The sequence below is a fragment of the Vibrio galatheae genome (assembly GCF_000967545.1).
Classification (GTDB): Bacteria; Pseudomonadota; Gammaproteobacteria; order Enterobacterales; family Vibrionaceae; genus Vibrio; species Vibrio galatheae.
This window is the reverse complement of the sequence record NZ_JXXV01000015.1, coordinates 41,614-55,121: the sequence shown is the minus strand read 5'-3', so window position 1 is coordinate 55,121 and position 13,508 is coordinate 41,614. Positions and strand designations below refer to the sequence as shown.

Below are 13,508 nucleotides of genomic sequence, written 5' to 3'. Positions count from 1 at the left end.
AATGGCGAACAACCAAACCTCTCTTTTAGGACAACGACGCTTTTTACCCTACTTTGTTACCCAGTTTTTCGGCGCATTTAACGACAATATATTTAAGAATGTGTTGTTACTGTTTGTTGCTTTTGCTGGCGCTGGCGTACTACCTATTTCAAGTAACCTGTTTATTAACTTAGCGGCGGGGCTGTTCATCCTTCCTTTTTTCCTGTTCTCGGCCTCAGCTGGTGTCCTTGCCGATAAGTACGAAAAATCATGGTTTATTCGTAAAGTAAAACTGGCTGAGATTGGCATCATGTGCCTCGGTGCCATCGGTTTTATTACCGAAAGCTATGCGATTCTACTGCTGCTGTTATTTCTTATGGGAACACAGTCGGCATTCTTTGGGCCGGTAAAATACGCATTACTACCCCAACACCTCAAGCAAGAAGAGTTAGTTCCTGGCAATGCTTTGGTGGAGACTGGTACGTTCCTCGCTATTTTACTCGGGACACTTGGCGCTGGCGTGATCGCTTCTGCTGAGAACGCTAAATATGTTGCTGCGCTCTGCGTCATTGTATTTGCCATACTTGGTTACCTCTCCAGTCGCTCAATACCAGAAGCCCCAGCTAGCGCCCCAGACCTTAAATTCAAGTGGCGTCCAATCCAGCAAACCAAGCAAACTATCGCCATCGCTAAAGCAGACAAAACCATTTTCCGCTCCTTGATGGCAATTAGCTGGTTTTGGTTTTTAGGCTCAGCGTATTTGACGCAGTTTCCTAATTTTACCCATCTCCATTTAAATGGCAGCGAAAGTGCCGTTTCGTTCTTACTGGCGTTATTTTCGGTTGGGATCGCACTGGGTTCACTGGCATGCGATAAGCTATCTAACCATCGTATCGAAGTCGGTATTGTTCCGATAGGCAGCTTAGGCATCACTGTTTTTGGTATCTTAATGGCAACTTCAGTTCCTGAACAGTTGCCTGAATTCGTCAGCTTTTCAGAGTTTCTGATCCATAAGCCACTCTGGCCAGTGTTTATCTCTCTGCTATTGCTTGGCAGCTCTGGGGGCATCTTCATCGTGCCGCTCTATGCCTTAATGCAGCAAAGAGCAAAAGTGACCGAGCGTGCCCAAGTCATTGCTGCACTCAACATCTACAACTCGCTGTTCATGGTCGGGAGTGCTGTACTCGGGATTGTCTGCCTCTCTGTCATCGGCATGTCGATTCTGCAGTTGTTCTTACTGCTGGCTGTGTTGAATCTACTTGTGACGGGTTACCTGTTTATGCAAGTTCCCATCTTCGTAGTGCGATTTTTAACCTGGGTCGTTACCCATACCATGTATCGTGTCAAACACAAAAATTTACATCACCTACCTGAGAAGGGCGGCGCCTTGTTGGTGTGTAATCATGTTAGTTACATGGATGCCCTGTTGCTGAGCGCTGTGTGTCCAAGACTGATTCGTTTTGTTATGGAAGAAGATTATGCCAACCTTCCGCCACTTCGACGCTTCTTACAAAGGGCGGGAGTCATCCCTATCTCGGCCACCAATCGCCGCTCGATTGTTAGCGCATTCAATCAAGTCGAACAGGCATTGGCGCAAGGGCATATTGTTTGTATTTTCCCTGAAGGTCATCTTACTGCGGATGGGGAAATCAATCAGTTTATGCGTGGTATGGATATTATCTTAAAACGTAGCTCCGTCCCGGTGATCCCGATTGCGTTAAAAGGGTTATGGGGCAGTTACTTTAGCCGTTATAAGGGCACGGCATGTAGAGGGTTACCTACTCGCTTTTGGTCCAAAATTGAGATTGAAGCAGGAGAGCCCGTTGCCCCGAATCATGCCTCGACTACAGTCATGCACGACAAGGTCGCAGAATTAAGAGGTGACTGGCGGTAATTATCCCAATTGAACAAGCGTTAAATTTTCCTTAACGCTTGTTCAATTCATTCAGCTCTATTTATCGTGTCAACTTAGTTACAATGACTCGTCTATCAATACTTAGCTCAGTCCATATCCTGATTAAATGAATCGTATAAACAAGCAACTCTCCTTTTGGCTAGCGCTGGCCATCTGCTTAACGCCTTTGATTAATTCACCAACAGCCTTAGTCATTGGATTTTTGTTGGCCTCACTTGGACTCGTCCCGAATGAATTTAATCTCGCTAAGGTCACAAAAAAACTTTTAGCTTATTCTATTGTCGGATTGGGTTTTGGGATTCAATTTGAACAAGCGTTGGCGGTAACCGCCGATGGGTTAGGTTTAATCATCGCCACCATTTTGGGTACGCTAGTCATTGGTTGGTGGGTTGCAAAAGCAATCGGCTTAAACAGAGAAACAGGGTATTTGATTTCTTCTGGCACCGCTATCTGTGGCGGCAGTGCTATCGCCGCAGTCTCACCAGCAATTAAGGCCAACGATGAGCAAATTGGCCTCGCACTGGCAACCGTCTTTGTGCTCAACTCTGTCGCGTTGTTCGTTTTTCCTGTTATCGGACACGCGCTCAATCTCGATCAGCACACGTTTGGCACTTGGGCGGCCATTGCTATTCATGACACTTCTTCTGTTGTTGGCGCGGCATCTGCTTATGGCGAACAAGCGTTAACCACAGCCACCACGCTTAAGCTGGCGCGTGCACTATGGATCATCCCAGTGGCGCTTTTTAGCGCGGTGTTATTTCGCAATGAGTCGAAAAAAATTACCGTTCCTTACTTCATCTTGTTTTACTGTGCAGCGATCGCGACCAGTGACTTTTTGCCGCAATTTAGCGCTCTCTATCAAGGTATTTTCGACCTTGCTAAACGCGCCTTAGTGGTGTGCTTATTCTTGATTGGATGTGGGATTTCGGTCGACAAGTTGAAATCCGCGGGGCCTAAACCACTAATGTTTGGCATAACATTGTGGTTACTGGTGTCGACTACTTCTTTAGCCTGGTTAACATTGGCCTAAAGGTCTTTGATTTTATCTGGATTGCTTGTTTTGCTGCTTTTGAATTGAAACACAATGGCAAGTACCAACAAAAATGCCGACAGTTCAGCTAGTGACCTAACCAAGCCTTCGCTTTGAATTGCAACGATAATCTGCACAATCACCGCGACAACGAGTACCACTCTCATTATTCTTATACCCTAAGAGATGAATATCTTGAGATATTATGAGTTAGGGTTATAAGAAAACTAAATTCATATTTGGACTATGAAATTGCTAATTTAACTAAGTTGGCTCTCTAACCACTTTTTCACTTTTTGCCTCGATACCTTTATACCTCCTTGGAGTAGCTCTGGCGGCATAGAATAATAGGCAATCGGCCATTTCATTTTAGTTAGGATGTGAGTTAACCCCTGAGCAATTTTCTGCTCATCAATCGCTCCATCGCAAACCAACACAGCGACTGGACGATAACCAAATTCACTGTCTTCAATCGGCACCACGATTGACTGTTCGATAAAGGGCATGGCATTGAGCACCTGTTCAATTTCTTCACAATGGATGTTTTCTCCCCCGGAGATAAATAGATTATCTGACCGGCCGAGAATTTTAAGTTCGCGCCCAACCATCTCACCCAGATCTTTCGTTTCGAACCAGCCTTGCTCTGTAAGTGGTAGCAATTTTCCTTGCTCAAAATAACCCGCAGCAAGTGTCTCACCAGCAATATAAATACTCTGCCCTTCGAGACGAAGTTCGCGTTTAGGCAACAATTCTCCGGCGCTGTATTGTCCGTCGATGCGTTTGGCTGTTACCGTGGATGCGGCTTCCGTCATTCCGTAGCCAAGCCAAGTTTCTATACCTAACGCCTCAGCTTGCTGGCTGAGCTCTAAGGCCACATGACTGCCACCTAACAACACATGCGTCAAAGATAGATTCACCTGGCCATCAACGAGCCGCTTAAGCTGGGTCGCAACTAAGGAGGCGTGTGTTACCCCTTGAATATCATCAGCCAAGTCCCCCAGTCCTACCTTGAGAGTGGCTCCGCTAAACAGCCAACGAAACAGTATCGCCAGCCCAGACACATGGTAAAGCGGCAAACTCAGTAGCCAAGTATCACCTGGCTTGAATTGAAATCGCTCCAGTAAACCTTCTGCCGATGCGAAATGTTGCCGTGAGGTATGAGCAACCGCTTTTGGTTTTCCGGTAGATCCCGAGGTAAAGACTATCGTTGCTAGCGCGTCGTGCTGATAACAACCCAATTCGGGTTTAAAGGTAGAGTCAGACAGATTGAAGTCAATATTTTGGTAGTGACTAAGATGTTCTGTGCCATCAGAGAGCCAAACTTTAGCCTCGTTTGGGTGGGAATATAACGTCGTCAGCTTTTGTTTAAACTCGACTTCTGTCTGCGGCATAGTGATTGCACAGATAGCGCCAAGCTCTCTACAAGCAAGGAAAATAAGTACTTTCTCGGGGCTGTTTTTGCCCACGCAAGTCAATAGACTGCCGTTGCGAATACCTTGCTCGGCAAGCGAGTGCGCGACTCGACCCACAAGCTGTTCGAGTTGTGACCATGTATAGCTATTTGTTGGGGTATGCAGTGCATAGAAAGATGGGCTCGACTGAGCCCATTGACGTAAAATAGATAAGCCACTCATTGAGACTGCCAGATCAGTTGTTGGTCTACTAGAGGCGCAATTGGCAATTCGCACCCCGGCCACGGAGCTTCTAGCTGCTGAGCAAACAATCCAACTGTATCTAGTCCTGGTACCTCTTGCGGCAAGAGCCAGTGAGCTAACCTCGCAAGTTGCGTCAAACCTAAGCTCGACTCAATGCTAGAGCTAATCACCGCTTTTATGCCCAACGATTTGGCTTTTTCAATCAGCTCAATGCAGCGCTCAACGGAGCCTATTAGGGTCGGTTTAACCACAATCGCTTTGGCGCCATTTAAATCTCGCAGGTTGAAGTCATCTTTGCGAATAGCATGCTGAAGCGTCTCATCCCAAGCGATAGCAATCCCAGTATTAATAGCAAAAGAGAAGCTGTCTCCTGGAGACTGACAAGGCTCTTCAATAAATGAAATACGACCACGCAATGAAGGGGCAACTTTATTCGCGAACTGCTGCGCTTTTTCAGCGCTCCAAGCCCGATTGGCATCTAAGCGCAGGGTTAAATCTGGAATCGACTCCAAAAATAGGCTTACCAGCATGCCATCACGAATCGGTTCATAGAGACCAACTTTAATCTTGGCCACTTTTTCACCCTTCATCGCGTTGAGCTTGGGTAATAATTCATCGGGGTCACCCGAGCAGAGCGGTGCAGCTTGAAAGCATCCCTCAGCAGGTAACTGCTTATTCAATTCCAATTCAGCCATCGAAAGGCCAAATGCCACCGACGGATAGAGGTCATTTAGCTCAAATGCTTTTCCGTGTTGCCACAAATCGAGTTGCTCGACCAGTTGAGAATAAACCTCATCCATGCTCTCGATACTAAATCCCGGTAAAGGCGCAATCTCTCCACGTCCGATTTCGCCATCAAGATTGATCTCAACGACAAAGCCTTCCCTTTGCGTAAGCCTTTGTTCACGCAGTATCACGCCACTGTCCATCGGCAACTCATAGCGATACAGTTTGGCTGATCTCATAGCAATATCCCTTTCTTTGTTGATATAAATGTAGCTTGAATTGGGTATCCCACCCATTTATACGCAATAACCTCAACAACCAAAGCAAGACACTGACATGAGTATCTTATCTTCAACTTGATCATTGAGGTTGATGCGACGATATAAACAACAAATCAAGGATTGCGTGGAAACTTATTAAAGTCAGGACGACGCTTCTCATTAAAGGCGTTACGTCCTTCCTGACCTTCTTCTGTCATGTAGAACATCATCGTGGCATTACCAGCTAGCTCTTGAAGTCCCGCTTGACCGTCACAATCAGCATTTAGCGCCGCTTTCAAGCAGCGCAGTGCCATTGGGCTATGCTGCAGCGTTTCACGGCACCAACGCACGGTCTCTTTTTCTAGATCTTCTACTGGTACTACTGTGTTAACAAGCCCCATATCTAACGCTTCTTGTGCATCATAGAAACGGCATAAGAACCAAATCTCACGCGCTTTTTTCTGACCGACAATTCGCGCCATATAGGAGGCGCCCCAACCACCATCAAACGAACCGACTTTAGGGCCTGTTTGACCAAACTGAGCATTTTCCGCCGCGATGGTTAAGTCACACATCATATGTAGTACATGACCACCACCAACTGCCCATCCTGAGACAGCAGCAATGACTGGCTTAGGACATGTGCGAATTTGGCGCTGGAAATCAAGCACATTCAAATGATGAGTACCAGAGTCATCCTGATAGCCGCCATAGTCACCACGGATTTTTTGGTCACCACCAGAGCAGAATGCCTTTTCCCCTAAGCCGGTAAGAATAATTACACCTACCCCTTCATCGTAGCGCGCATCAGCTAGCGCGTTAATCATCTCTTTGACTGTTTTAGGGCGAAAGGCGTTGTGTACTTGAGGGCGGGCAATGGTGATTTTCGCAATGCCATCTTGTGATTTATGGTACTGAATATCTTCATATTCACCGCTGCAGTCATTCCAGTTTACTGGAGCATATAGTTCTTCTTCTGAGATACCGACTGTTTTTGCCATGGTGATTCCTAATTGGTTTAGCTATCAACTCAGCGCGCTAATTACAGCGAGTTCAGTTGAGTTTTAACAATACTTGCAAAAGCTTGTGGCTGTTCAAGATGAACATTATGCCCAGCCCCTGCAACCTGGCTAAAAGACAAACCGCTTCGTTTGGCCAACTGACTAAACTTATTGTCTTTTTCGCCACAGATATAATGCGTTTTGACGCCCGATTGTTTGAGAGCATCAAGGATATAATCTTGTTTCGCCAGCGAAGTGGCTTCGAGCATATTCGCTATCGCTGGGCCAAGATTAGCACTGCGTTTAGCGATCAGTTTTTGTCTTTGCTCATGATTTAGCGAACTAAATACCGCTTGCTGATACCAGTCGTTCAAAACCTGTGCAATCGACTCGTGACGAAAACGATCGGCCCACTGGCGATCATTCTCAAGCCTGCACTGCTTGTCACTCGCCTGTTTGAGACCAAAGTTACCGCCTTCGATAATCAATAACTGAATGTTCAGCGACGAAAAGTAACCGTTCGCGACGCCAGACATAGCCATACGACCACCCAGAGAATAACCAAGCAATACGATAGGCTGATGAGGTGCCACATGGGTAAGAATCGTGTCAGATATTTGATTGCAGCAGTGTCTGATATCAGTGCAAGACTCTAAGGCGCTCAATCCATGACCTGGTAAATCAATCAAGATGCCAGAGTAGTCAGAAAGATAAGACTGAGCCTGTTTCCAATCGTCGCTTGAGCCTAGCAAGCCATGTAGAAATACGATGACTGGCTGAGTTTGATCGTGGTGTAAATGGCGCAGACTATAAAGCATGGACTTGTCGCACAAATTCTTTGATTTGCGTTGTGGCTTGCTGAGGTGGCGTCTGTACTTCAACAATTAGCGTGCCTTTACCGGATTCAAGATGAGCATTCACGCGCTGAGAGTAATCGCCCAACGTCTCCGGTTTGCAATAATCCAACTTGAACTGTTTGGCGGCGAACTCAAATTGGTAGCCATGTGGCATTTGATACAGGGCTTGCTTCTGCTGCTCTGGTACGGGTAGCAAATCAAAAATAGCACCACCATCATTGTTCGTCACCACCACCACCGTCGGGGTAACTTGGTTAGAAAGCAAAGCCAGTGAGTTAATATCATAAAGCAGCGATGTATCCCCAATGTAGATAACCGTAGGCGTTTTATTCGCGCGCACAACACCAGCGGCAGTGGCAATTAAGCCATCGATCCCTGATGCACCACGATTGCTAAATACCTCGTAGCCCTTTAGTCGGCTAAACATATCTACTAGGCGCACAAACAGACTGTTGCCGAGAAAAAGCTGCGTTTTCTTTGGGTGAGTATTAAGAGTGAGCGCAAGATCCATTTCATCGAGCAAAGTATCGGTATTGAGATGTAACCCTGCCAAACAGGCAACTTGATGGGAGAGCTCCATCAGTTTGTCTGCCCAACCAAACTGAGTCTTGGTCAGTGGTGATAATTGGTTTGAGAATGCTTGCAACCAAGACCCGATATCGGTCACATGATGGGTTTGCATCAAATGCGCTTGGTTATTTCTCGCCGAGTTCGGTGATAGATAATGGTACTCACTACCGCGTTGTTCTATCTGTTCAATCAGCCACTGATTCAATTGTTTAGAGACAATTCGCGAACCAATTTGCAGCACCAATTGGCATTGATTTAGTAAGGCTGAATTAGCTGATTTTTGTAACCACATATCATAGTGCGCCCACGCTGAGCTCACACCAGACTGCGGATCGCAAAGTATTGGCCAGCCTAATTGCTCAGCGACTTGCTTAGCTAGCATTGCCTCGCCTAACGTAACACTACCGAGAATAATCACACCTTGTTTGTCTGCAAAGTTGTGGAGATTTATCTGTGGCGTTACTGCGCTAACAAGCTGATGCGTATAAGTAGAATTGCTGCCCCACCAGCGCGCAACGCTATCGAGATAATCTTGATAGATGGCTTTGTCTTGCGTGCTATACAACGGTTCAGGGAACGGGCAATTGATATGAATGGCACTTCCCGACTGCGCTTGTCCGAACATGACTTGATCAATCGAAGTCAACAGCCATTTTAATGGTGTGGTTAACGACGGGCTCGGCAACTCCAGCGTTTGGCTAACATGTGATGAAAAGATGCCCACTTGATTAATGGCTTGATTGGCGCCGCAACCGACCAGCTCTAATGGCCTATCGGCTGTCAGGATCACCAGTTTCTCTCCGGTGAGCTTAGACTCAGCAATTGCGGGTAGTAAATTCGCCACCGCTGTGCCTGACGTCACCACCACCGCAACGGGTCTATGACTGGCTTTGGCTAAACCTAACGCAAGAAACCCCAGACCACGCTCATCAAAATGGGTATGCAATGCCAGACTTGGATGTGCGTCTGCTTCTAATGTCAGTGGTGTCGAGCGCGAACCCGGCGCTATACAAACGTCACTTACACCAAAACGCGACAGCTCTTCGAAAATAGTCTGACACCAGATTCTATTGATGACCGCTTGATTCATCGTATTTTGACTATCACTCACTATGACGCCACTCCAAGCGGCGGATTATCTGAAATTAAAGACAATAACGTTGCCATCTTCTTATCTAATTCTTGCCATTCATGTTCAGCAACAGAACCCGGAACGATTCCCGCACCAGCAAAAAGCTGCACCTGGTCTTCAAGCACTAAAGCGCTGCGAATGGCGACACAAAATTCGGCGCGCTGCAAACTGATAAAGCCCATTGAGCCTGCATACCAACCGCGTACAAACGGTTCATTTTCCTGAATGAATTCCATAGAAGCTTCACGAGGTAAACCGGCCACTGCTGCCGTAGGTTGCAAGGCACCAAGTAATTGCACACCGTTAACACCTTTGTGCAGATGAGCATGAATACTGCGTTTCAGATGCTGGACTTTGCGTAAGCGAACTAACCTGGCCTCGGACTCGACTTCAATCTGCTCAGAGTAATCTGTAAGTCGATCAATAATGTCATCAACCACATACTGGTTTTCATTCAGGTTTTTAGCATCGTTTGAGAGCCAATTTGCCAGTTCCATATCATGGCTGGCATTACTGCCGCGTCCAATCGTTCCCGCCAGTGCCTCGGTATAGAGTTCTTGCCCTTGGCGCGCATACAGTCGCTCAGGTGTTGAACCGACAAAACTGTGCTTTTTATCTAATGAAAATAGAAAATGAAAACTGTGATGATTTTGCTCATAGCTGGCTTTCAATAATTGCGATGCGCACAGTGGGCGATCAAGATGTACCTCTGTTTTGCGCGCTAATACGACCTTTTTGAACTGTTGATTGTCAATTCCGCTCAGCACTTTATCAACTAGCTGTGACCACTGCGCTTTCTCTGGCGTATGCTGGATTGTGTCGATGTGTGAGGAGACGGGCAGCAAGGCTTTCACTTCGTACTGCAATTTGTACAGGCTTGCCAGCGTACGGTGCTTTTCTGTATTGAGATTCACCGCCAAAGACCAATGCTGGTCAAAACGAATCAATTCAATTTGGGGCAAAAAGAAAAAAGAGGCCATGCAACGGCGATTCTTATCGGTTTGTCCATCAAACGAACGGCCTCCCCATATGCGTTGATCTTCACCAAGAATGGTATAGGCAGGCGCGGGCTCAACAAAAGTATGCAGTTGCCCTAGCGCCACCACTTCTTCGCGGGTATCGCGTGATTGCCAGTAGAACTTTGGGTATAGCGGTTGTGCTTCTAACCAATCTATAAAGGCAAAATCAGGTTTTTCTTCAAGTACTTGAACCAGACGGTGAACGCCGTCTTGTGCTTCCTTTACACGTTCGATCAATTCAGCGACGGCTTGATGAAAGTATGACAAATCAGCCTCGTATGCATGGGGATTATTATTTCATTCTAACTCGCTACTCTATTTATAGACCCTATTCAAATCAAGGTTGAAACCAATATTTTGCAAATTCCTGTGATAACGAACGTGCTACAAAGGTTTAATTGTTCACAATCATTCAGATTTTTATTCTAAAGAAGTTATTTTTAAGGTACTTTAATAAAGAAATTCAATTACTTTTAGGTTCTATTTAATGCAAAATATCGGGATGTCGTCAAAACTCGACAATGTCTGCTATGACATTAGGGGTCCTGTACTTAAACATGCTAAACGCATGGAAGAAGAGGGACATAAAATACTGAAACTTAATATCGGTAACCCCGCCCCTTTTGGTTTCGACGCCCCTGATGAAATTCTGGTTGACGTTATCCGTAATTTGCCGACTTCTCAGGGTTACTGTGACTCAAAAGGTATTTATTCTGCGCGTAAAGCGGTGGTGCAGCATTACCAGCGTAAAGGTATTCGCTCGCTTGACGTTGAAGATGTCTACGTCGGCAATGGCGCTTCTGAGTTGATCGTTATGTCAATGCAAGCTCTGCTAAACAATGGCGATGAAATGCTTGTTCCTGCACCTGACTACCCACTTTGGACGGCGTCAGTAGCCCTTTCCGGCGGTAAAGCCGTTCACTACCTTTGCGATGAAGAAGCCGATTGGTACCCAGATCTCGACGACATTAAAAAGAAAATCACGCCGAAAACTCGCGGGATTGTCTTGATTAACCCAAACAATCCGACGGGTGCTGTCTACAGTCGCGACTTTTTGCTCGAAGTGATCGAAATCGCGCGCCAGCACAAACTGATCATCTTTGCTGACGAGATTTATGACAAGGTACTTTACGATGGTGCTACGCATACCTCGGTAGCGACTTTAACCGAAGATGTCTTAGTTGTGACCTTTAATGGTCTTTCCAAAGCGTACCGCGTGTGTGGTTTCCGTGGTGGTTGGATGTTCTTGACTGGACCTAAACATCAAGCGCAAGGCTATATTAATGGTCTTGATATGCTGTCATCAATGCGTCTATGCGCCAACGTACCCATGCAGCACGCGATTCAAACCGCGCTGGGTGGTTACCAGAGTATCAACGAACTGATCCTGCCTGGTGGACGCTTACTGGAACAACGTGACCGCGCCTTTGAATTGATTAATCAAATCCCTGGGGTGTCATGTGTTAAACCCAAGGGAGCCATGTATCTGTTTCCAAAAATCGATACCAAGATGTACAAAATTAAAGATGACCAAAAAATGGTGCTTGATTTCTTGATTCAAGAAAAGGTCCTGCTGGTACAAGGTACCGGGTTTAACTGGCCGAAGCCGGACCATTTCCGCATTGTGACCTTACCACACGTAGAAGATTTGGAAATGGCAATCGGTCGCTTCGAACGTTTCTTATCGACCTACAGTCAGTAGTAATTAGACGCTATTTTTCATATGCTTAAAGGGTACTCTATGAGTACCCTTTTGTTTTAACGCTAAGGAGTATCAGCATGCCAAATACTAATCCAAAGGAAAGCCATTTTTTTGCCCACCTTGCTCGCATGAAACTCATCCAGCGTTGGCCTTTGATGCGCTCTATCTCTTCGGAAAACATATCTGAGCATAGCCTACAGGTTGCCTTTGTTGCACACGCACTGGCGGTGATTAAGAACAAAAAATTTGGCGGAGACCTTAATCCGGATCGCATTGCCATCTTAGGTATGTACCATGATACCAGTGAAGTGCTGACTGGCGATTTACCCACGCCGGTTAAATACTACAATCCTGAGATAGCAAAAGAGTACAAAAAGATTGAAGCGGCTGCGGAGCAAAAGCTATTGACGATGCTGCCAGAAGAATTCCGCGATGACTTTGCCCCTTTTTTAGTGTCTCAATCGGCACACTCACAAGACGCCGCGATCGTCAAACAAGCCGATACCATTTGTGCCTACTTGAAGTGTCTTGAAGAGCTTAGTGCAGGTAACCATGAATATGCGTTAGCCAAAAAACGTCTGGATGTCACATTGAAAGAACGCCACACACCCGAGATGGAATACTTTCTCACCACCTTTGCGCCAAGCTTCGAATTGTCACTTGATGAGATTAGCTAGGCTTGAGAATGCTCAGTGTGAAAGGCTTCCAGTAGGTAATCGATGAATGCCTTTTTACGCTTCGGCATCAGTTGTCTGTCGGCATAGACTAAGCTAACGCTCACCTCAGGCATCGTATACTCAGGGAGAAGGCGCTCTAACTTGCCAGTGGTAAAGTGCTCTACACAAATAAACTCTGGCAGCACCGCAATCCCTAGACCGTCGATACAGGCGTTGAGACACGAGGTGACTGTGTTCACTCGTAATTGGTAAGGTAAATCTATCTGGTAAGAAAAGTCCTTTTCCAACCCTAACTGCCACTTAGGCAAACGCGCTCCCTTGTTAAAGACCTCAACAAGTTGGTGTGGCTCTTTTAGATCTAAGTGGCTATTGACCTGACCAAATTTTTCTAGATATTCTGGGCTCGCAACCATGACTCGTTTTGACGAAATTAAGTATCTAGAAACCAGATTGGAGTCGGCCAGTTCCCCTATTTGCGCATAGAGATCTATCCCCTCACCAATAATATCGACTTCACGATTGGTCAGCTCTAAATTCAAACTGACGTGGGGATATTCCAATAGAAATTGATGTATGTATTTGCTTAACACCTGCTGACCCAGCTCAACGGGAAAAACCACGTTAAGCGGCCCTTTGACCAAGTCTTGGTTAGCGCTCACTTCCAGCTCCGCCTGATTGATGAGCTCTAACATCTGTTGGCTTGATTGATAAAATCGTTCTCCTTCTGGTGTTAATAACAAACTTCGCGTTGAGCGCGTGACCAATCTCACACCAAGATGCTGTTCTAGCTCGGCCAATTTACGACTTACCGTTGACTTAGTCATGTTCAGCGCCTCGGCGGCATGAGTAAAACTGCCACACTCAACCACTTGTGCGAATACGTTTATCGCATTCAAGTCCATCTCATAACCCTCATTCAATTAGAGCAATTTTTGCAACAGTGTTTTCATTTTTTCCTATCTTATCAACCAATCCAATTTCCTTA

12 protein-coding genes are annotated in these 13,508 nt (G+C 46.1%); 4 read left to right on the top strand and 8 right to left on the bottom strand.

Going from position 1 to position 13,508, the window contains the following annotated elements; genetic code table 11:
* Nucleotide 1: 1 nt before the first annotated feature.
* Together TW81_RS08335 and TW81_RS08330 are read left to right on the top strand one after the other, a co-directional pair.
* Nucleotides 2-1,873, top strand: coding sequence for an MFS transporter (locus tag TW81_RS08335; protein ID WP_045955251.1), 1,872 nt, complete (start codon nt 2-4; stop codon nt 1,871-1,873).
* A 127-nt stretch (nt 1,874-2,000) separates the two neighbouring features.
* Complete coding sequence (locus TW81_RS08330; protein WP_045955250.1) at nt 2,001-2,924, top strand: YeiH family protein; 924 nt, start codon at nt 2,001-2,003, stop codon at nt 2,922-2,924.
* Here TW81_RS08330 and TW81_RS19420 read toward each other — a convergent pair.
* The 7 genes from TW81_RS19420 to TW81_RS08300 form a co-directional block, all read right to left on the bottom strand.
* Nucleotides 2,921-3,091, bottom strand: a complete 171-nt coding sequence (locus tag TW81_RS19420; RefSeq protein ID WP_204243993.1) for a hypothetical protein — start codon at nt 3,089-3,091, stop codon at nt 2,921-2,923. The two genes, TW81_RS08330 and TW81_RS19420, sit on opposite strands and share 4 nt — an antisense overlap.
* Before the next feature lie 93 nt (nt 3,092-3,184).
* The gene (gene menE, locus TW81_RS08325; protein WP_045955249.1) at nt 3,185-4,558 is read right to left on the bottom strand and encodes an o-succinylbenzoate--CoA ligase; all 1,374 of its coding nucleotides are present in this window, start codon (nt 4,556-4,558) and stop codon (nt 3,185-3,187) included.
* Complete coding sequence (gene menC, locus TW81_RS08320; RefSeq protein WP_045955248.1) at nt 4,555-5,544, bottom strand: o-succinylbenzoate synthase; 990 nt, start codon at nt 5,542-5,544, stop codon at nt 4,555-4,557. Before menC ends, menE begins: the two co-directional genes overlap by 4 nt.
* A 155-nt stretch (nt 5,545-5,699) precedes the next feature.
* The gene (gene menB, locus TW81_RS08315) at nt 5,700-6,566 is read right to left on the bottom strand and encodes a 1,4-dihydroxy-2-naphthoyl-CoA synthase (protein ID WP_045955247.1); all 867 of its coding nucleotides are present in this window, start codon (nt 6,564-6,566) and stop codon (nt 5,700-5,702) included.
* Nucleotides 6,567-6,607: 41 nt separating this feature from the next.
* On the bottom strand, nt 6,608-7,384 hold the full coding sequence (gene menH / locus TW81_RS08310; protein WP_045955246.1) for a 2-succinyl-6-hydroxy-2,4-cyclohexadiene-1-carboxylate synthase: 777 nt from the start codon (nt 7,382-7,384) through the stop codon (nt 6,608-6,610).
* Nucleotides 7,374-9,083, bottom strand: coding sequence for a 2-succinyl-5-enolpyruvyl-6-hydroxy-3-cyclohexene-1-carboxylic-acid synthase (gene menD / locus TW81_RS08305; protein ID WP_045955290.1), 1,710 nt, complete (start codon nt 9,081-9,083; stop codon nt 7,374-7,376). The genes menH and menD overlap by 11 nt, the downstream gene beginning before the upstream one ends.
* Nucleotides 9,084-9,103: 20 nt before the next feature.
* Nucleotides 9,104-10,411 carry an isochorismate synthase gene (locus TW81_RS08300; protein ID WP_045955245.1) on the bottom strand — a complete coding sequence of 436 codons (1,308 nt, stop codon included), beginning with the start codon at nt 10,409-10,411 and terminating at the stop codon, nt 9,104-9,106.
* 220 nt (nt 10,412-10,631) lie between these two features.
* On the opposite strand from TW81_RS08300, the gene TW81_RS08295 reads away from it, so the two are divergent.
* A complete protein-coding gene (locus TW81_RS08295) occupies nt 10,632-11,846 on the top strand; it encodes a pyridoxal phosphate-dependent aminotransferase (protein ID WP_045955244.1) in 1,215 nt (404 codons plus the stop codon).
* A gap of 77 nt (nt 11,847-11,923) precedes the next feature.
* Complete coding sequence (gene yfbR, locus TW81_RS08290; RefSeq protein ID WP_045955243.1) at nt 11,924-12,523, top strand: 5'-deoxynucleotidase; 600 nt, start codon at nt 11,924-11,926, stop codon at nt 12,521-12,523.
* On the opposite strand, the gene TW81_RS08285 is transcribed toward yfbR, so the two are convergent.
* Complete coding sequence (locus TW81_RS08285; protein ID WP_045955242.1) at nt 12,520-13,425, bottom strand: LysR family transcriptional regulator; 906 nt, start codon at nt 13,423-13,425, stop codon at nt 12,520-12,522. The two genes, yfbR and TW81_RS08285, sit on opposite strands and share 4 nt — an antisense overlap.
* Between the last annotated feature and the right edge of the window lie 83 nt (nt 13,426-13,508).